The sequence below is a fragment of the Miltoncostaea marina genome (genome assembly GCF_018141525.1).
GTDB lineage: Bacteria > Actinomycetota > Thermoleophilia > Miltoncostaeales > Miltoncostaeaceae > Miltoncostaea > Miltoncostaea marina.
This window is the reverse complement of sequence record NZ_CP064655.1, coordinates 794,615-812,981: the sequence shown is the minus strand read 5'-3', so window position 1 is coordinate 812,981 and position 18,367 is coordinate 794,615. Positions and strand designations below refer to the sequence as shown.

The window sequence follows — 18,367 nt, the reverse complement described above, 5'->3', positions numbered from 1 at the left end:
GCGCTTCTTCACCGGGCGCCCCCGGCGGTCGCGGCGCGGCGCTCGTTGAGCCCGTGCACGATGCGCAGCCCCTCCAGGGTCAGCAGCGGGTCGTACTCGTCGATCTGCAGGCTGTGCGGGTGCACGATCGGCGCCAGCCCGCCGGTGGCCAGCACGAAGGCGTCGGGGCCGAGCTCGTCCTTCATCCGGTCGACCACGCCGTCGACCATCGCGACCGTGCCGAAGACGATCCCCGACCGCATGCTCTCGACCGTCGACTTGCCGATCACCCGCGGCGGCGCCTGGAGCTCCACCTTCACGAGCCGTGCCGCGCGCGCGGTGAGCGCGTCGAGCGAGGTCTCGATGCCCGGCGCGATGACGCCGCCGAGGTACTCGCCGCTCTCCGAGACGGCGTCGAAGGTGGTGGCGGTGCCGAAGTCGACGACGATGCAGGGCCCGCCGTGGCGCCGGTGGGCGGCGACCGCGTTGACGATGCGGTCGGCCCCCAGCTCGTGCGGGTTGTCGATGGCGAGCGCCACCCCGGTGCGCACCCCCGGCCCCACCACGAGGGCCTCGGTGCGCAGGTACTTCTCCGACAGCGAGCGGTAGGCCGCCGACAGGGTCGGCACGACCGAGGCGACCACCATCTCGTCGAGCTCGCCCAGGCTGCCGCCGCGCAGGCGCAGGATCTGGTCGTGGTCGGCCGCCAGCTCGTCGGCGGTCGCGCCGCGCTCGGTGGTGATGCGCCACTCGTGGAGCAGCTGGTCGCCCGAGTAGACGCCCGCCTGGGTCTGGGTGTTGCCGACGTCGATCGCCAGGAGCACGCCGGCTAGCCCCCGTCGGTCTCCGGCTGCTCCCCGCCCTTCAGGATCTCCACCGTGACGTCCTGGGTCGTGTAGATCTCGACCCGCGGGATGATCCGGGTGGGCCGGTTCTTGTCCCACACCCAGACGTCCTCCATCGTGATGTGGAAGAACGGGTAGGACGCCTGCGGCATGAAGTCCCGCTCGAAGCGGTTGCAGAGGTACGTCGCCTCCTGCGTCAGGACGCAGAACCGGAACAGCGGGAAGACGTCCGCGTACTCGCGCTTCAGCCGCAGCTCGAGCTCGGCGTCGTACTCCTCGAGCTCGTCGGTGTGGGACATGCCGGGCTCCTCCATGGGACGGCCGCCGATCATACCTCACCCCCCTCGGGCGCCCGCAGGGGCCCCGCCAGGCGCTCGGCGGGCTGCGCGGCCGGATCGATGGCGGCCGCCAGATCAGCCACGCGGCGGCCGTCGGGCAGCGCCAGCCCGGGGTCCAGGTCGAGCAGCGGCAGGAGGGCGAAGCGGCGCTCGTGCAGGCGCGGGTGCGGGATCTCGAGGCCGGGCCCACGCCACTCGCCGCCGTCCCACAGCAGCAGGTCGCAGTCGAGGGGGCGCGGCCCGAAGCGCACGCCGCCCGGCTCGCGGCCGAGCCCCCGCTCGATCCGCTTCGCCGCGGCGAGCATCGCCGGGGGCTCGAGCGCCGTCGCCAGGCGGGCGGCGGCGTTGAGGAAGGCCGGCTGGTCCTCCAGCTCGCGCGGGGCGGTCTCGTAGAGCGCGCTGACCGCCTCCACCCGCCCCTCGCGCGCGAGGGCCGCCAGCGCGGCCTCGATCGCCGCCCGCCGGTCGCCCAGGTTGGCCCCCAGGCCCAGCCAGTAGCGGCTCACCGCGCGCGCCGCAGCGTGACGGCGGTCTCCCGCACGACGTGCGGGAGGGCCACGTGGGGCTTTCGCACCGTCACCGCCACCGCCGCGGCGTGCCGCTCCTGCAGCGCCCGATCGGCGATCCGCCCCGCGAGGCGCTCGAGCAGGGCGACCGGCTCCCCGGCCACGATCGCCGCCACGGCGTCGGCGAGGGCCGCGTAGTCGACCGTGTCCTCCAGCCGGTCGCTGGCGGCGGCGCCGGCGGCGGCGAGCTCCAGCTCCACGTCGACCACGAAGCGCTGGCCGAGCTCGGTCTCGGCCGGCAGCACCCCGTGCCGCCCGAACACCTCCAGGCCGCGGATCGCCACCGTCAGCCGGTCGCCGCTCACCGGGCCTCCGCGCCCGCCACGGCGGCCCACACCCGCAGCGCGTCGCTCGTCTCGCGCACGTCGTGCGCGCGCAGCACGGCCGCGCCGCGGGCGACGGCGGCCAGGCCCGCGGCCACGGAGGCCGGCATGCGCTCGTCCACCTCCCGGCCGAGCAGCGCCTTGAACATGCTCTTGCGCGACGCGCCGATCAGCACGGGGCGGCCGAGCGCCGCCAGCGCCGGCACGCCGGCCAGCAGCGCCAGGTTGTGGCCGAGGGTCTTGCCGAAGCCGAGGCCCGGGTCGAGCACGATGCGCCCCTCGGGCACGCGCGCGGCGACCGCCGCCTCCATGCGCCGGGCGAGGTGGTCGCGCACCTCGCGCACCACGTCGTCGTAGCGCGGGTCGACCTGCATCGTGCGCGGGTCGCCTCGCATGTGCACCAGGCAGACGGCCACGCCCCGCTCGGCGGCGAGCGGCAGCAGCGCCGGGTCGGCCCGCCCCGCGCTCACGTCGTTGACCAGCACCGCCCCGGCGTCGATCGCCGCGGCCGCCACCTCGGCCGAGCTCGTGTCGATCGAGAGCGCGATCGCCGGCGGCCGCTCGCGGACGGCCCGCAGCACGCCGTCCAGGCGCCGCAGCTGCTCGTGGGGCGGCACGGGGTCGGAGCCGGGCCGGGTGCTCTCCGCGCCCACGTCGCAGATCGCCGCGCCGTCGGCCGCCATCGCCGCGATCCGCTCCAGCGCGGCGCCGGGGCCGAGCGGCCCGGAGCCGGCCCACAGCGAGTCGGGGGTGACGTTGAGGATCCCCATGACGCACGGGGGCGTCAGCCAGGCGAGCGGGTCGGCCACGCGCGCAGCGTACGCCGGTGCCGCCGCCCGGGCGCGCTTGACAGGCCGCTATCAGTAAGCCCAAACTTACCGTAAGTGACGACGAACGTTTCAGACGGTCTCACGGCCCTCGCGGACCCCACCCGCCGAGCGCTCTTCGAGCGGCTCGCCGAGCGCCCCCGCTCGGTCGGCGAGCTGGCGGCCGGCGTGCCGGTCAGCCGCCCCGCGGTCTCGCAGCACCTGCGCGTGCTGAAGGACGCCGGGCTGGTGCGCGACCGCCGCGAGGGCACCCGCCGCATCTACGGCCTCGACCCCGACGGCATCGGGGCGATGCGGGCCTACCTCGACCGCTTCTGGACCAGCGCCCTCGCCGCCTTCAAGGATGCGGCCGAGGCCGACACGCAGGAGGACCGATGACCTCGCAGGCGATCCACGCACCCGTGCGCTGCTCGATCACCGTCGCCGTGCCCCGCGAGCGCGCCTACGCCGTGTTCGTCGAGAACACCGGCAACTGGTGGTCCACCGAGCACCACATCGGCGCCGTGCGCCCCGAGGCGATCGTGCTGGAGCAGCGGCCGGGGGGCCGCTGGTTCGAGCGCGCCCCCGACGGCACGGAGTGCGACTGGGGCCGGGTGCTCGAGCTGGAGCCGCCGGCCCGGGTACTGCTCGCCTGGCACCTCGGGCCCGACTTCCGCTACGACCCCGACCCCGCCCGGGCGACCGAGGTCGAGGTGCGCTTCGTCGCCGAGGGGCCGTCCTCCACCCGCGTCGAGCTGGAGCACCGCGGCTTCGAGGTGCACGGCGACGCCGGCGGCGGCATGCGCGCCGCCGTGGGGGCCCCCGACGGGTGGGGCCTGTTCATGCGCGAGCTGGCCGCGGCCTTGACGGCCTGAGTCCCGGCGGCCCGGGGCGACCGCCCTCAGCCGTCGCCCGGGGCCTCGTGATCGGCCTTCGGCGCGAGCCCCTCCGCGATGGCCGCGAACTCGGCCAGCGCGGCCTCCAGGTCCTCGACGATCTCGCGTGCGATGAGGTCGGGCGGGGGCAGGTTCTCGGCGTCCTCGAGGGAGTCGTCGCGCAGCCAGGTGAGGTCGAGGCTCACCTTGTCGCGGGCCATCAGCTCGTCGTAGGTGAAGCGCTTGAAGCGCTCGGACTCGGTGCGCGCGCCGCGGTCCTCGGCTCGGAACGCTTCGGCGAAGTCGCGCAGGTCATCCGGGCCGAGCGGGTTCTGCTTCAGCGTGAAGTGCATGTTCGTGCGCAGGTCGTAGACCCACAGCTCGCGCGTCCACGGCGTCTCGGAGGCGGGCTTGCGGTCGAAGAAGAGCACGTTCGCCTTCACGCCCTGCGCGTAGAAGATGCCGGTCGGCAGGCGCAGCAGGGTGTGGACGTCGCAGGTCGCCAGGAGCTTTCGGCGCACCGTCTCGCCGGCACCGCCCTCGAACAGCACGTTGTCGGGCACGACGACGGCCGCCCGGCCGCCGATGCGCAGCAGGCTCACGACGTGCTGCACGAAGTTGAGCTGCTTGTTGGAGGTCGAGGCCCAGAAGTCGTCGCGCAGGATCTCGATGCCCTCGCGCTCGCTCTGCCCGTCGGCGTTGACGATGCTGATCGAGGACTTGCGGCCGAACGGCGGGTTGGTCAGCACCATGTCGAACCGCTCGCCCGTCCCCTGCAGCGCGTCCTCGACCGCGATCGGGCTGTCGGCCGTCTCGTCGCCGATGCCGTGCAGCAGCAGGTTCATCACGCAGAGGCGCGCCGTGTTGTCGACGATCTCCCAGCCGCGCAGGGCGTCGAAGCGCAGGTGCCGCTTCTGGTCGCGGTCGAGGTACGGGTGGTGGCGCGTGATCCACTCGTGCGCGGCGAGCAGGAAGCCGCCGGTGCCGCAGGCCGGGTCGCAGATGCGCGTGCCGGGCTGCGGGCGCATGACCTCAACGATCGCCCGGATCAGCGCGCGGGGCGTGAAGTACTGCCCCGCGCCCGACTTGACGTCCTCGGCGTTCTTCTCGAGCAGGCCCTCGTAGGCGTCGCCCTTCACGTCCGCGTCGAGCGTCATCCAGGTCTCGCGGTCGATCAGGTCGGCGATCAGGCGCCGCAGCTTCGCCGGGTCCTGGATGCGGTTCTGCGCCTTGCGGAACACGACGCCGAGCATCCCCGGCCGGCGGCCGAGCTCGGTCAGCACGTGGCGGTAGTGCACCTCAAGCGCGTCGCCGTCGAGCGCCATCAGGCTCGGCCAGTCGAGCCCCTCGGGCACCGCCGAGCGCTCCACCAGGCCGAGCTCGACCTGCTCGTCGGCCATCTTCAGGAACAGCAGGTAGGTGAGCTGCTCGAGGTAGTCCCCGTACGACAGGCCGTCGTCGCGCAGGACGTTGCAGTAGTTCCAGAGCCGCTGGACCAGGCCGTTCTGCGTGCTCACGCCGCCGACCGCGCCCCGACCTCGAGGACGACCTCGCGGTCGGGCGCCGCCAGGGCCGACCGGGCAGCGGCGATCAGCGCCTCGGCGTCGAGCCCGTACCGCTCGGCGGCCGCTGTGAGCGGCCCCTCGACGCCCACCGACGGGTAGAGCAGCTCGACGCTGATCGCGGCGCCCGACCCGTCGAGCGCCACCGTGCACCGCTCGTCCACGCCCTCTCCGGACGCGGCGACCGGCTCGCGCACGAGGTCGATCGCGAGCGCGTCCGCCGTGCTGTCGTACTCCGCGCGCATCACGCCCTCCTCTCGTGCACCGTGATCACGAAGCCGGGGTCGTCGGCCGCCAACACGACCCGGATCCTCCGTCCGTCGACGAACCCGACGAACACGTCGTTGCCCCGCTCATCTTGGCCCGTCTCAGCGGGGTTCGCCACGATGCCCTCCACGTCGCGCTCGGTGACGCGATACAGCCGCATCCCGTTGCGGGCGTGCCTGCTGAACCGCATCGGGCGGTCAGCCCGTCCGGGCCGGCGCTCGGGCCGCGCGACGGCGGCGCGGCGGCGCAGCCGCCCGTTCCGCGCGGATGCGCTCCAGCAGGACAGAGGCCGGCTCGTCGGACGGGTCCTGGGAAACCAGCTCGCCACGGAAGGCGCACTCGAGGATCGCGCGGCGGAGGGCGGCGCTCCGCCCGGTCGCGCCGTCGATCGCTGCAAGCATGTCGTCGATCACCGAAAGCCGAGCCTCGACCTCGTCCACGATGCGACGTTGCTCGTCGAGCGGCGGGGCCGGAACGGGGAACCGACGGAGGACCCCGAGACTGATCGACGCCAGATTCGTCGTCTGCCGGCCATTCTTTTCGAACCAGCGGCGGCCGAAGGTGTTGCCGTGCAGGGAGACGAACTTCGGCTCGAACCCCTCCGCCAGGCGGGCGCGGAAGACATGGTTCTGGTGGATGCACCCGGGGAGCTCTCCGTTCCAAACCGCACCCCGCCCGAGCTTGTCGCGGTCACCGCCCTCGTTGAAGAGCACGTCACCAGGCAAGAGTTCCAGTGCCGCCGCCCGCTCGGGAGCGACGCGGATCGTGGTGACCGTTGCCAGGTCGAGGAACCCACGCTGCACGTTCGCGACTCGCAGATACGGTACTTCCACGAAGCGGGGGTCCAACTGACGCTTCGAGTCCTTGGTCACACCGCCGACGACATCGGCGATCTCGCCGAGCATCGTCCATGGCCAGTCCTCGCGGGTCGTGACCCCCATGACCGTTGATCGAAGGAGCTCGAGTCGCGCTTTGGCGGCCAGGAGCGAGCCGTCCGCGGAGTCGAGCCGCGAGAACTGCTCCTCGATCGCCGCGACGATCCGTCGCTGCTCTACTAACGGTGCCATCGGCAACGGATGCCCACGCACCTGATGACCGTTGACGGCCGGGAAGGTGCTGCCCGTAGCTTGTCGCGCCAACAGGTGGGCAGTCGCGCGCATGCCGTAGAGCAGGTACCGGCTATCGATGCCACCAAGCGGGGACAGCGCCGCCAGGCCGCGCCCGACGGCACAGTCACTCGGAGCCAGGTTGACGGGCCCGACTGGCGCACGGACGGAGAGCAGGACCGCATCCTCCTCAGCCAGGCGAATAGCCTCGGTCGTCCACTTTCTCACGGTGGGCTTCAGGGCGCCGAACTCCGCCTTGCCTTGAAAGAACGGGAAGCCGTTCCCCTCCGTATTGAATGATCGTCCCGGAGGCGACTGCCCCAGCGTCACCGCGCAGCAGTCGTCGAGCCTTGCCAAGACCCACCCCGGTGGCAGCCCACTCATACGGTGAGCGCCTCGTTCAGCTCATCGAGCAGCGGGCGCAGCTCGCCGCCGAAGACCTCGGCCGCCTTCCCGAGCCCGCCGTGCTCCACGAACGGGGTGTACGAGAAGTCGTCGACCTCCACGCCGAGCGAGGCGGCGACGTGGTCGCGGATGCGCCCCAGCCAGGCCCGCTGCTCGTCGGTGAACGTGCGCCCGGCGTTCTCCTGCTGGAGTAGCCAGGCCTCGAAGCGCTCGCGCACCCGCTCGGGGTAGGGCACGAGCTCGTCCTCCTGGTGGAGGGCGAAGCGCACCAGCGAGACGACGTCGGCGAGGACCCGCGATCCGGAGCCGCGCACCTTCGACCCGTCGAGCGCCTCGTAGGCGGCCCAGAGGCGGTCCGGGGTCCAGGCGTGCGGCGGGCGGCCGATCGCCTGGGCGAGCTCCTTGACCTGCCGGAACGTCAGGCGCTGCGGATGGGGCGCGCTGTACAGCACCTGCAGGGCGGTGATCTCGTCGCGGTGCTCCTCGATGAAGCGCTCGAACGAGGTGATCGTCGCCCGGGCGCGGTCGGCGGCGTCCTTGGAGTAGCCGGCCTCAATCACCTCGTCGCGGGAGAACTCGTCGATCACCTGCTCGTAGGAGCGGCGCACCTCCACGATGCGCTCGCGCAGCTCGGGATTGGAGGCGAGCGGCGCGACGGCCGCGTCGATCAGCTCCCGCGAGACCGTCGCGAGGCGGTCGGCGGTGGCGCCCTCGCCGCCCGCCGCCGCGATCTGGCGGTCGGGGTCGGTCGCCTCGACGATGCCGCGCGCGATGTCGGCGAGGGTGCGGCCGCCGGCGAGCCCCTCCAAGTCGCGGCGGTCCTCACCGGTCAGGCGGCGGTCGAGCCGCGCGAGGCGCGCGGCGATCGACGAGACCACCTCCTGGCGGCGGTCTCCGAAGGAGAGCCGGCGCAGGAGCGCCTCGAGCGGCACCGTCGGCTCGCGGTCCATCGGCGGCGTGTCGACCAGGTCGGTCTCGGTCACGCCGACGGCGTCGACGATCACGAATCGTTCCTTCGCCCGCGCGTCCGAGGTGACCACGCGGAAGTCGGTCTCGCCGATCACCCGGACGCCGCGCCCCTTCATCTGCTCGAAGTAGGTGCGACTCCTGACCGACCGCATGAAGAACACGCACTCGAGCGGCCGCACGTCGGTGCCGGTGGCGATCATGTCCACGGTGACCGCGATCCGCGGCATCGGTGAGTTGCGGAACTCGCGGATCATCTCGTCGGTGGAGCGGCCGGTCGCCTTGTAGGTGATCTTCACGGCGAAGTCGTCGCCGCGGCCGAACTCCTCGCGCACGATCTGGACGATGTCGTCGGCGTGCGAGTCGTCCTTCGCGAAGATCAGCGTCTTCGGGACGTTGGTCCGGCCGGGGAAGATCTCGGTGAACAGGCGGTCGCGGAACGTGCGGATGACGGTCCGGATCTGGTCGCGGGCCACCACCGCCCGGTCGAGCTTCTCGGCGCCGTACTCGACCTCGTCGTCGAGCTTCTCCCAGCGGGTGCGCCGGGTCTGGCGGTCGCGGAACTGCGTCACCAGGCCGGCGTCGATCGTGCCGCCGTGCTCGGTGATCTGCGTGCGGATGCGGTAGACGTCGAAGTCGACGTTGACGCCGTCGGCCACCGCCTGCTCGTGGCTGTACTCCATGACCAGGTTCTGGTTGAAGAACCCGAACGCCTGCTTGTTCGGCGTGGCGGTGAGGCCGATCACGAAGGCGTCGAAGTAGTCGATGACCTGCCGCCAGACGCCGAAGATCGAGCGGTGGCACTCGTCGACGATGATCACGTCGAACTCCTCGATCGGCAGCGCCGGGTTGTAGGCCACCGGCACCGGGTCGGCAGGGACCAGCTCCATGGAGGAGTGCTCGTCGACCTCCTGGTCCAGCTCGGGATCGCCGCGCAGCGTCGAGTAGAGGCGCTGGATGGTCGAGATCGTGACCCGCGCCACAGGGTCGATGGTGTTCGAGGCCAGGTGCTGGACGTTGTAGAGGTCGGTGAACTTGCGGCCGTCACCGGGCGTGACGAAGCCCTGGAACTCCTTCAGCGTCTGGCGACCGAGGTTGGCCCGGTCGACCAGGAACAGGATGCGCCGCGCGTCGGCGTGCTTGATGAGCCGGTAGGCGATGTTCGCCGCCGTGAAGGTCTTCCCCGACCCGGTGGCCATCTGGATCAGCGCGCGCGGGCGGCCCGCGACGAGCGACTCCTCGAGGTTGCGGATCGCGCGGGCCTGGGCCGGCCAAAGGGCCGCGTCGTCGAGCCCGGGCAGCTCGCGGAGCCGGTGCCGGAGGGTCGGCGCACGCGGGTGGACCCGCAGGTCGAGCGCAGCGGCCAGCGTCGCCGGCCGGTGGAACCAGAAGACCTGCCGGGAGGCGGGCTCGGGATCGAGCGTGTTCGTGAAGCGGGTCTCGACGCCGGTCGACTGGTAGACGAACGGCAGGACGCCCTCGATCGCCGGCGTCACGTGGTCGGGCAGTCCGTCGAGGTACTTCGCCGTCTGCCACGCCACGCCGGTCAGCGTCTCGCCCTCCTTCTTGGCCTCGATCACGCCGGCCGGCCGGCCGTCGATGAACAGGAGGTAGTCGGCGCGCCCGTGCGGGGGCGCCATCACGAACTCGCGCACCGCCACGCCGCGGCCGGCCGACAGGTCGGCGCGGGAGTAGTCCTGGACCACCCAGCCGGCCGCGTCGAGCATGCGGTCGATCTCCACCCGGGCGCGCGCCTCGGGGGTCAGGTACGCAAGGCGGCCGTCGGTCACGCCGTGGATGAGCGGTGCGCGGGGGCGGGGCTCACAGCGCCAGATGATCGCCCATGTGAGCCGCGGCGGTCACCCATCGCACGGGGAGTCCGGGGCGCCGGCCGGCGCGCTCAGCGGTAGCCGGTGGGGTCGGCGGGCAGCCCGCGATCCTGCACCTCGGCGAGGTAGCGCCAGCAGTCGGGCCGCGAGCCGTCGATGTCGGTGAAGCCGTAGTCGCGGGCCAGCTCGCCCGACGAGAACGAGCCGCCGCTGCGCCGGCGGACCTCCGGGTCGGCGGCGAGCGCCGCGACCGCGCGGCCCACGAAGCGGGGGCTCTCCGAGATCGCCGCGAAGTGCGGCTCGGGGGCGTCGCGCCAGGTCTCCTCGGTCACGCCGAACGCCTCGAGCATCATCTCCGAGCGCAGCCAGCCGGGGGTGAGCGCGACCGCCGCGCAGCCGTGGGGGGCGAGCTCCCGCGCCTGGGCGAACGCCAGGCGGATGACCGCGTTCTTCACCAGGTCGTAGAAGGCGGAGTTGCGGTAGTTGGCGTCGTTGTAGGCGCGGGTGCCGTCGGTCATCTCCACCACCAGGCCGCCGGGGCGGCGCGCGAGCAGCGGCAGGGCGAAGTGGCTGGTGATGAGGTGGGTGTCGAGTCCGAGGCGCATCATCCGCAGGCCGTCGGCGAGGTCGTGCTCCCACAGCGGCGTGTCGAACGCGAACAGCTTCTCGCCGCCCCAGACGTCGTTGACCAGCACGTCGAGCCGCCCGTGCTCGCGGTCGATGCGCGCCACGAGCGCCTCGACAGCGGCCGGGTCGAGGTGGTCGACCGCCACGGCGATCCCCGTGCCGCCGGCCGCCGTGACCAGCTCGGCGGTCTCCTCGATCGTCTCCGGGCGGTCGTACTCGGAGCGCCGGTCGCGGGTCGTGCGGCCGGTGCACCAGACGGTCGCGCCGGCCTCGCCGAGCGCGACCGCGATGCCGCGGCCGGCGCCGCGGGTGGCGCCGGCCACGAGGGCGATGCGGTCGTCGAGCGTCGTCGTCCCCCCTCTCCGTGAGGCGGGCAGTCTCGCAGGCGGGGCGGCGCGCGGGCTCACCGGCCCGCGGTCGACGCGGCGGCGGGCACCCGCAGCAGCCGCCCCAGCGGGCGCGGCAGCCACCAGTTCCAGCGCCCCATCACCGAGACGACGGCGGGCACGAGCAGCGCGCGCACCACCACGGCGTCGATCAGGATCCCGGCGGCGAGGCCCGTCGCCAGCACCTTCACCTCGACGGGCCCGGCCGTGGCCATGGAGGCGAACGCCAGGAACAGGATCAGGGCCGCGCTCGTCACCAGCCGCCCGGTGCGCGCGATGCCGCGCACCACCGCCTCGCCGGTGGAGCCGGTGGCGTCGTACTCCTCGCGCATGCGGGCGAGGATGAACACCTCGTAGTCCATCGAGAGCCCGTAGAGGAACGCGAACACCATCATGGGCACCCAGAACTCGATGGAGCCGGGCGCCCGCGTGCCGAAGACCGCCTCCGCGCCGGCGCCGTGCTGCCAGACGACGGTCATCGCGCCCCACGCGGCGACCACCGAGAGCACGTTGAGCGCCACCGCCTTCAGCGGCAGCAGCAGCGAGCGGAACGCGCGGGCCAGCAGCACGAACGTCACGGCCGCGATCAGGCCGAGCATGAGCGGGAACGCGCCGTAGACGTCGTCCACGAAGTCCTCGACCAACGCGGTGGAGCCGCCCACCGCCACGCCGGGCAGCTCACCGGCGCGCTGGCGCACCGCCGCGACGACCTCGCGCCCCTCGCGGGAGTTGGTGTCGACCGCCGGCAGCACGTCGATGGCGGCGAGACCGCCGGCTCGCCAGCCGTCCCCCTGCGGCGCGATCGCGCCGCGCACGCCCTCCACCGCCCCCAGCTCGCGGGCGACCTCCTCGGCCCGGCCGGCGGGGGCGAGCACCTCCACCGGCGCGAGCGGCGCCGCGCCGACGCCCGAGCGCTCGAGCGCCTGCAGGGCGGCCCGGGGCGGCCCCGAGGAGTCGAGCGAGCCCGCCTCCGGCAGGCCCAGCAGCATGCCGCCCGCCACCGCCGCCAGCGCGCCGAGCACGGCCAGGCCGCCGGCCGTCGCCGCCCAGCGGCGCCGCAGCACGAGCCGCGCCCACGCCGCCCAGTGGCGCTCGGCCCGGTCCGTGCGCCGCAGGCGGCGGCGGTCGGCGCGTGGGCCGATCGTCGCCAGCAGCACCGGCAGCAGGGTGAGGGCGACGGCCACCGACACGAGCGGGACCAGCAGGCCGCCGATCGCCATGGAGCGCAGGAACGGGACCGGCAGCGCGACGGCCGCGAGCAGCCCGATCGCCACGGTGGCGCCGCTCAGCACGACCGCCCGGCCCGCGGTCGCCATCGCGACCGCCACGGCCTCGTCGTCGCCCGCCCCCGCGTCGCGCTCCTCGCGCCAGCGGGTCACGACCAGCAGGGCGTAGTCGATCGCGATGCCGAGCCCGATCAGCGAGACCAGGAACAGCACGATCGAGCTCACGTCGGTCAGCGAGGCGAGCCCCCAGACCGCGAGCAGGCTCGTGGGGATGGCGACCGCCGCGATCACCGCCGGCACGAGGGCGAGCGCCGAGGCGAAGACGAACGCCAGCACGGCGAGCGCCGCGACGCCGGCCAGCAGCGTCTCCACCAGGACGCCCGTGCCGCCCGCCTCGTCCTCGGCCGCCTGCTGCAGCACGGGCGTGCCGGTCAGCACGACCGGCGCGCCCGCCACCCGCGAGCCGGCGGCCGCGCCCCTCGCGGCCGCGAGGGCCGCCGGGTCGACCGCGCCCTGCGCGCCCACGGCGCCGGCCGGCAGGTGCGCGAGCGCGAAGGTCGTGCGGCCGTCGTCGCCGACCAGGGCGTCGTCCGGCAGCGAGCCGTACGACGCCACGCGGGCGCCCGGCAGGGCGGCCGCCAGGCGCCGCTCGAGGGCCCGCAGGTCGGCGCGCACCGCCGGGTCGCCCGGCGCGGCTCCCGCGGGCAGCCGCACCACGGCCGCGAGCGCCGGCGAGCCGCCGCCCGAGCCGAGGGCCCGCTCGATGCGCTCGTTGGCGGCGTAGGCCGCGCTGCCCGGCATCGCGAAGTCGTCGTCGAGCGCGTCGGAGGCCGGGCCGGCGGCGGCCAGGCCGGCCAGCGCCAGGACCGCCCACGCCACCGCCACGAGGCGCCGGTGGCGCAGGACGGCCCGGGTCAGCGCGCCGAGCGCGCCGCCTGCAGGCGTCGGGTGTGCGTGCATCGCGGGGTGCCTCCCGTGTCCGGTGACCGTGACCGCCCGTCATGGTCGGCGCCGGGGCGCGCCGCGTCGTCGTCGCGCGGGGGTCACCTGCGCTGCGCCCGGCGGGGTGGCCCCCGGCGGCCCGCTACGCCGGCGGGGGTACGGGCGCCCTACGGCGCGGGCCGCACCAACCCGGTCTCGTAGGCCAGCACCACGAGCTGGGCGCGGTCGTGCGCGTGCAGCTTGGTCATCGCGCGGCTCACGTGGGTCTTGGCCGTCGCCGGGCTGATCACGAGCCGCTCGGCGATCGCCGCGTTCGAGAGGCCCTGCGCGACCAGCGCCACCACCTCGCGCTCACGGTCGGTGAGCTCGCCGAGCCCCTCCGGCGGCGGCCGGCGGCGGCCGGGCTGTGCGGTGAACTCCCGGATGAGGCGGCGGGTGACGCTCGGCGCGAGCAGGGCGTCGCCCCGGGCCACCACGCGGACGGCCTCGCGCAGCTCCTCCGGCTCGATCTCCTTCAGCAGGAAGCCGCTCGCGCCGGCGTAGAGCGCCTCGAACACGTACTCGTCGAGCTCGTAGGTGGTCAGCATCACCACCCGCACCGACGCCAGCCCGGCGTCGGCCGCGATGCGCCGGGTGGCCTCGATGCCGTCGACGCCGGGCATGCGGATGTCCATCAGCAGCACGTCGGGGCGGTGGGCCCGGGCGGCGGCCACGGCGCCCTCGCCGTCGGCGGCCTCGTCGACGACCTCGATGTCGTCGGCCCGCTCGAGCAGGGCGCGCAGGCCCGAGCGCACGAGCGTCTGGTCGTCGGCGAGCACGACCCGCACGCTCACGTCGGGCCCTCCGCGGTCGGCAGCCAGGCGCGCACCCGGAAGCCCGCGCCGTCGCCCGGACCGGCCTCCAGCCGCCCCCCGAGGGCCGCGGCGCGCTCGCGCATGCCCGCCAGGCCGTGCCCGACGGCAGGCGGGCGGCCGCCGTGCCCCGCGCCGTCGTCGCCGACCTCCACGACCAGCGCGCCCGGCTCGTAGCCGATCGCCACCCGCGCCACGCCCGCGCGGGCGTGGCGCAGCACGTTGGTCAGCGACTCCTGCACGATCCGGTACGCCGTCAGGTCGACCGCGCCGGGCAGCGGGCGCGCGCGGCCCGACACGCTGACCTCCACGCGCAGGTCGGCCGCCTCGGCGGCGCCGACGAGGTCCTCCAGGCGGGCGAGGCCCGGCGCGGGCGCGCGCGGCGCCGCCCCCCCGGGCTCGCGCAGGACGCCCACGGCGGCGCGGATCTCCGCCATCGCCTCGCGGCTCTTCTCGCGGATGACGCCCAGGGCGGCGCGCGCCTCGTCGGGCGCGTCGGCGACCGCCTCGGCGGCGACGCCGGCCTGCACGCCGATCACGGCGACCGTGTGGGCCAGGACGTCGTGCATCTCCCGGGCGATGCGCCGCCGCTCGGCCTCCAGGCGCGCCTGCGCCTCGCGCTCGCGCTCCTCCTCCGTGCGGCGCAGGCGCTCGGTGACCTCGTCCATCCAGGCGCGCCGGCTGCGCAGCGCCTCGGCCAGCAGCAGCAGCGCGGCGATCAGCAGCAGCTCGATCATCAGCTGGCTCCCCACCACCGAGACGAGGGAGCCGCCCTCCACGAGCACCTGGTAGGCGAAGCCGTTCACCTCCAGCAGCAGCATCACCGCCAGCGCGGGCAGCGCCCGGCCGGCCCGGGCGGCCGAGTAGAGGCCCACGGCGAGCGGGGCGGCGAGGCCGATCGCCGGGTACCCGAGCGCGTGATAGGCCATCACGAGCGCCGCCGACACCAGGAAGCCGCCCAGCGGGCGGCGACGGCGCACGAGCAGCGGGGCCGCGATGGCGACGCCCACGAGGTAGGCCAGCGCGTCCGGCTCGGCGGCGTCGGGCTCCTGCCGCGCGGCGATCGCGACCGACACGCCGAGGGCCACCGCCGCCGCCACGACGGCGTCCGCCGCCGCCGGGGGGACCCGGCGCAGGCGCTCCCGCAGCTCGCTCAGGCTCACGGGGTCACCGTAGCGGCGACCCCGCGGGCGCGTCATCGGTCCCCGGGCGCAGGCGGGACTACTCCCGCGGGGGTACGCGGGCGCCCCGCGGGGCTCAGCGGCTGGGCAGCTTCACCACGCCGACGAAGAACTCGTCGATCTGGTGCACGACGCCGGCGAACTGGTCGAAGTCGACCGGCTTCGTGATGTACGCGTTCGCGTGGAGCTGGTACGAGCGCACGATGTCCTCCTCGGCCTCGGAGGTCGTGAGCACGATCACCGGGATGAGGCTCAGGTCGGGGTCGCTCTTGATCTCGGCCAGCACCTCGCGGCCGTTCTTCCGCGGCAGGTTGAGGTCGAGCAGGATGAGGTCCGGCCGCGCGGCGTCGGCGTACCCGCCCTCGCGGCGCAGGAAGGCCATCGCCTCCACCCCGTCGCCGACGACCGAGAGGCGGTTGCCCACCTTCTTGTCGTCGAAGGCCTCCTTGATGAGCATGACGTCGCCGGGGTCGTCCTCCACGAGGAGGACCTCGATGAGCTCGGCCTTCATGCCGCCTCCTTCACCTTGGGGAGCGTGAAGCGGAAGCGCGTGCCCCCGCGATGTTCCGTGTCGAGCCAGATGCGCCCGCCGTGGTACTCGATGATCTTGCGGCAGAGTGCCAGCCCGATCCCGGTCCCGTCGTACGTCTCGCGGGGGTGGAGGCGCTGGAAGATGACGAAGATGCGCTCGGCGAACTCCTCGTCGATCCCGATGCCGTTGTCGGTGCACCAGAACTCCCAGGCGTCGCCGGCGTCGTGCGCCTCGATGCGCACCCGGGGCGGGTCGTCGCCGCGGAACTTGACGCCGTTGCCGATCAGGTTCTGGAACACGGCCACCAGCAGCACCCGCTCGCCGTCCACGGCGGGCAGGTCGCCCGCCTCGACGACCGCCCCGGCCTCCTCCAGCCGCGCGCTGAGGGCGGCGCGGGCCTGCTCGACCAGATCGTTCGCGTCGACCGTCTCGCGCGCCGCGCCCTTGCGGCCCACCCGCGAGAAGGCGAGCAGGTCGTTGATCAGGAGCTGCATCCGCTTGGCGCCGTCCACGATGAAGTGGATGTACTGGTCGGCGCGCTCGTCGAGCTGCCCCTTGTAGCGGCGCTCGAGCACCTGGCAGAAGCTCGCCACCTTGCGCAGCGGCTCCTGCAGGTCGTGGGAGGCGACGTACGCGAACTGCTCGAGGTCGGCGTTCGAGCGGGCGAGCTCGGCGGCCTGCGCCTCGACCGTGGCGCGCGCCGACCGCACGGCCGCCAGCTCCTCGACGATCCGCGCGCGCATCGCCTCGACGTCGCGCCCCACCTGGTCGACCTCGCGGGGCCCGCGCACGGGCTCGAGCGGCGCGTCGAAGTCGCCGGTCGCCACGCGGCGCGCCTCGGCGCCCAGGCGCCCGAGCGGCCGCGTCACGATCGCGTGCAGCAGCAGGCCGGCCGCGGCGACGCTCACGACGATCAGCACGCCCACGAGGACGAAGACGTTGCGCAGCCCGCGCGCGGCGTCGAAGAGCCCCTCGCGCGCGGTGGCCCGGCGGGTCTCGAGGTCGGCGCGCAGCTCGCCGGCCGAGGCGCGGACGCCGTCGAAGAGCTCGCGGCCGCGGCGGACGAGCGCGCCGGGCACCGGCTCGCCCGCGTCGACGCGCCGCAGCGCCTCGTCGGCGAAGCCGTCGCGCCAGGCGTCCGCGCGCTCGCGCACCCGGGCGGCCTCGTCGGCGAACTCCTCTGCCCCGCGCTCCAGGCGCTCGAAGCCGCGGTAGGCGTCGCGCTCGGCGCGCACCCCGGCGCGGTAGGGCTCGAGGAAGGCGTCCTGGCCGGTCAGCGCGTACCCGCGCACGCCGGTCTCCTGGTCGACCAGCGCGTTCTCGAGGGCCAGCGCGCGGTTGAGCGCGGCGTCGATGCCGTCGACGAGGAACGTGCGCCGGTCGGTGAGGCGCTCGTTGGCGCGGACGCCCACGACGATGCTCGCGACGGCCACGAGCAGCAGCACGCCGATGGAGGCGGCCAGGATCTGCCCCACCCCGAGCCGCGCCAGCCGGGACGATCGCCTCGGCGGCGGCCCCTCGGACCCCTCGCCGGTCACCCCGCCCCGCGGCCCCCGGCGCGCGACTCGAGCATCAGCAGGGCGACGTCGTCGCGCAGCGGGCCGCCGTGCAGGTCCTCCACCCGCTCGATGAGGCCCTCCAGGCGGGCGCGCGGCGCGTCGGCCGGGCCGTCGCCCATCACGTGCTCGGCGACCAGCCGCACGAGGCCGTCGTCGCCCAGCAGGTCGTCGCCCACCCGCGCCTCGCTCAGGCCGTCGGTGTAGAGCAGCAGCGACCAGCCCTCCGGCAGGTCGACCCGCACCTCCGGCCAGCCCTCGGACGCCACCCCGAGCGGCCGTCCGCCAGGGCGCTCGGGCAGCGGCGTCACCGCGCCGCCGGACAGCAGCAGCGGCGCCAGGTGGCCCGCCCGCCACATCGTGAGGTCGCGCCTGCCCGGCGCGATCTCGACCGCGCAGACCGTCGCGAACAGGCTCGCGAGGTGGCGCTCGCGCTCCAGCACGCGCTGGAGCGTGGCCAGCACCAGGTTGCCGCGGGCGCCCGACAGCACCAGCGCGCGCCACGAGCTGCGCAGGCACACGCCGAGCGCCGCCTCGTCGGGGCCGTGGCCGCAGACGTCGCCGATCAGCACGTGCAGGACGCCGTCGGGCGTCTCGACCACGTCGAAGAAGTCGCCCCCGAGCAGCGCGCGCCGGCGCCCGGGGCGGGAGCAGGTGGTGACCCGGATCGACGCGTCGTCGACCGACGGGCTCGGCAGCAGGCCGCGCTCAAGGCGGGCGTTCTCCTGGGCGTGGACGGCGGCGATCTCGAGCTGGCGGCGCGCCTCCTCGCCGTGGCTGCGGCCGATCGCGTAGCGGATCGCGCGCAGCAGGGCGTCGCCGCGCGACTGCCCCTTCACCAGGTAGTCCTGGGCGCCCGACTGCACCGCCCGCACACCGGCCGCCTCGTCGTCGAGCCCCGTCAGCACCACAACGGCCAGGCTCGGCGCGGCCTCGCGCACCCGCGCCAGCGCGTCGAGCCCCATCGAGTCCGGCAGGCCCAGGTCGAGCAGCACGCAGTCCACCACCGGCCCGAGCTGGTCGAGCGCCTCGAGCGCCTCCCGCACGGTGCGCGCCCGCGTGACGACGAACGGCGTGGCGAGCTCGGCGAGCTCCTCCTCGACCAGGAAGGCGTCGCCGTCGTCGTCCTCCACCAGGAGCACGCGGATGGCCCCGCTGCGGTCGCCGGGCGTCGGGGACGGGTGCACTGCGCTCAACGT

Annotated in this window: 19 protein-coding genes; 2 read left to right on the top strand and 17 right to left on the bottom strand. The window is 74.6% G+C overall.

Translation table 11 applies throughout. The annotated features are described in order from the left end of the window. Window positions 1-8: 8 nt before the first annotated feature. From ITJ85_RS03990 to folP, 5 genes are read right to left on the bottom strand one after another with little or no spacing between them, the layout of a single operon-like run. Entirely contained in the window at window positions 9-803 is a 795-nt protein-coding gene (locus tag ITJ85_RS03990; RefSeq protein ID WP_217915067.1) for a type III pantothenate kinase, read from the bottom strand. A gap of 5 nt (window positions 804-808) precedes the next feature. Then, window positions 809-1,138 (bottom strand): DUF2469 family protein, encoded by a 330-nt coding sequence (locus ITJ85_RS03985; RefSeq protein WP_217915066.1) that lies wholly within the window; start codon window positions 1,136-1,138, stop codon window positions 809-811. 14 nt (window positions 1,139-1,152) lie between these two features. Next, the gene (gene folK, locus ITJ85_RS03980) at window positions 1,153-1,668 is read right to left on the bottom strand and encodes a 2-amino-4-hydroxy-6-hydroxymethyldihydropteridine diphosphokinase (RefSeq protein ID WP_217915065.1); all 516 of its coding nucleotides are present in this window, start codon (window positions 1,666-1,668) and stop codon (window positions 1,153-1,155) included. Then, entirely contained in the window at window positions 1,665-2,033 is a 369-nt protein-coding gene (folB, locus tag ITJ85_RS03975; RefSeq protein WP_217915064.1) for a dihydroneopterin aldolase, read from the bottom strand. Before folB ends, folK begins: the two co-directional genes overlap by 4 nt. Continuing rightward, window positions 2,030-2,860, bottom strand: coding sequence for a dihydropteroate synthase (folP, locus tag ITJ85_RS03970; RefSeq protein WP_217915063.1), 831 nt, complete (start codon window positions 2,858-2,860; stop codon window positions 2,030-2,032). The genes folB and folP overlap by 4 nt, the downstream gene beginning before the upstream one ends. 75 nt (window positions 2,861-2,935) lie before the next feature. On the opposite strand from folP, the gene ITJ85_RS03965 reads away from it, so the two are divergent. Beyond that, window positions 2,936-3,256 (top strand): ArsR/SmtB family transcription factor, encoded by a 321-nt coding sequence (locus ITJ85_RS03965; protein WP_217915062.1) that lies wholly within the window; start codon window positions 2,936-2,938, stop codon window positions 3,254-3,256. Then, the gene (locus ITJ85_RS03960) at window positions 3,253-3,732 is read left to right on the top strand and encodes an SRPBCC family protein (protein ID WP_217915061.1); all 480 of its coding nucleotides are present in this window, start codon (window positions 3,253-3,255) and stop codon (window positions 3,730-3,732) included. Before ITJ85_RS03965 ends, ITJ85_RS03960 begins: the two co-directional genes overlap by 4 nt. 26 nt (window positions 3,733-3,758) lie before the next feature. Here ITJ85_RS03960 and ITJ85_RS03955 read toward each other — a convergent pair whose 3' ends face one another. From ITJ85_RS03955 to ITJ85_RS03900, 12 genes are all read right to left on the bottom strand, one after another. Then, on the bottom strand, window positions 3,759-5,249 hold the full coding sequence (locus ITJ85_RS03955) for a class I SAM-dependent DNA methyltransferase (RefSeq protein ID WP_217915060.1): 1,491 nt from the start codon (window positions 5,247-5,249) through the stop codon (window positions 3,759-3,761). Next, complete coding sequence (locus ITJ85_RS03950) at window positions 5,246-5,539, bottom strand: hypothetical protein (RefSeq protein WP_217915059.1); 294 nt, start codon at window positions 5,537-5,539, stop codon at window positions 5,246-5,248. Before ITJ85_RS03950 ends, ITJ85_RS03955 begins: the two co-directional genes overlap by 4 nt. Beyond that, entirely contained in the window at window positions 5,539-5,751 is a 213-nt protein-coding gene (locus ITJ85_RS03945; RefSeq protein WP_217915058.1) for a DUF4258 domain-containing protein, read from the bottom strand. Before ITJ85_RS03945 ends, ITJ85_RS03950 begins: the two co-directional genes overlap by 1 nt. A 7-nt stretch (window positions 5,752-5,758) precedes the next feature. After that, complete coding sequence (locus ITJ85_RS03940) at window positions 5,759-7,051, bottom strand: restriction endonuclease subunit S (RefSeq protein WP_281412223.1); 1,293 nt, start codon at window positions 7,049-7,051, stop codon at window positions 5,759-5,761. Further along, the gene (locus tag ITJ85_RS03935) at window positions 7,048-9,828 is read right to left on the bottom strand and encodes a type I restriction endonuclease subunit R (RefSeq protein WP_217915056.1); all 2,781 of its coding nucleotides are present in this window, start codon (window positions 9,826-9,828) and stop codon (window positions 7,048-7,050) included. Before ITJ85_RS03935 ends, ITJ85_RS03940 begins: the two co-directional genes overlap by 4 nt. Before the next feature lie 110 nt (window positions 9,829-9,938). Then, window positions 9,939-10,826, bottom strand: a complete 888-nt coding sequence (locus ITJ85_RS03930; protein WP_425517102.1) for an SDR family oxidoreductase — start codon at window positions 10,824-10,826, stop codon at window positions 9,939-9,941. Window positions 10,827-10,897: 71 nt separating this feature from the next. Continuing rightward, on the bottom strand, window positions 10,898-13,066 hold the full coding sequence (locus ITJ85_RS03925; RefSeq protein ID WP_217915054.1) for an MMPL family transporter: 2,169 nt from the start codon (window positions 13,064-13,066) through the stop codon (window positions 10,898-10,900). A gap of 149 nt (window positions 13,067-13,215) precedes the next feature. Continuing rightward, window positions 13,216-13,881, bottom strand: a complete 666-nt coding sequence (locus ITJ85_RS03920) for a response regulator (RefSeq protein WP_217915053.1) — start codon at window positions 13,879-13,881, stop codon at window positions 13,216-13,218. Then, window positions 13,878-15,062: a sensor histidine kinase gene (locus ITJ85_RS03915; protein ID WP_217915052.1), complete on the bottom strand. Its 1,185-nt coding sequence runs from the start codon at window positions 15,060-15,062 to the stop codon at window positions 13,878-13,880. Before ITJ85_RS03915 ends, ITJ85_RS03920 begins: the two co-directional genes overlap by 4 nt. Window positions 15,063-15,156: 94 nt before the next feature. After that, complete coding sequence (locus tag ITJ85_RS03910) at window positions 15,157-15,591, bottom strand: response regulator (protein ID WP_217915051.1); 435 nt, start codon at window positions 15,589-15,591, stop codon at window positions 15,157-15,159. Continuing rightward, a complete protein-coding gene (locus ITJ85_RS03905; RefSeq protein WP_217915050.1) occupies window positions 15,588-17,087 on the bottom strand; it encodes a sensor histidine kinase in 1,500 nt (499 codons plus the stop codon). The genes ITJ85_RS03910 and ITJ85_RS03905 overlap by 4 nt, the downstream gene beginning before the upstream one ends. Window positions 17,088-17,146: 59 nt before the next feature. Further along, the gene (locus tag ITJ85_RS03900; RefSeq protein WP_217915049.1) at window positions 17,147-18,355 is read right to left on the bottom strand and encodes a PP2C family protein-serine/threonine phosphatase; all 1,209 of its coding nucleotides are present in this window, start codon (window positions 18,353-18,355) and stop codon (window positions 17,147-17,149) included. Window positions 18,356-18,367 lie beyond the last annotated feature (12 nt).

What these genes read in the sequence shown, in the direction of transcription:
- ITJ85_RS03985 (WP_217915066.1), bottom strand. Translation starts at nt 1,138, where the DNA reads ATGGAGGAGCCCGGCATGTCCCACACCGACGAGCTCGAGGAGTACGAC.
- ITJ85_RS03960 (WP_217915061.1), top strand. Translation starts at nt 3,253, where the DNA reads ATGACCTCGCAGGCGATCCACGCACCCGTGCGCTGCTCGATCACCGTC.
- ITJ85_RS03950 (WP_217915059.1), bottom strand. Translation starts at nt 5,539, where the DNA reads ATGCGCGCGGAGTACGACAGCACGGCGGACGCGCTCGCGATCGACCTC.
- ITJ85_RS03945 (WP_217915058.1), bottom strand. Translation starts at nt 5,751, where the DNA reads ATGCGGTTCAGCAGGCACGCCCGCAACGGGATGCGGCTGTATCGCGTC.
- ITJ85_RS03940 (WP_281412223.1), bottom strand. Translation starts at nt 7,051, where the DNA reads ATGAGTGGGCTGCCACCGGGGTGGGTCTTGGCAAGGCTCGACGACTGC.
- ITJ85_RS03925 (WP_217915054.1), bottom strand. Translation starts at nt 13,066, where the DNA reads ATGCACGCACACCCGACGCCTGCAGGCGGCGCGCTCGGCGCGCTGACC.
- ITJ85_RS03910 (WP_217915051.1), bottom strand. Translation starts at nt 15,591, where the DNA reads ATGAAGGCCGAGCTCATCGAGGTCCTCCTCGTGGAGGACGACCCCGGC.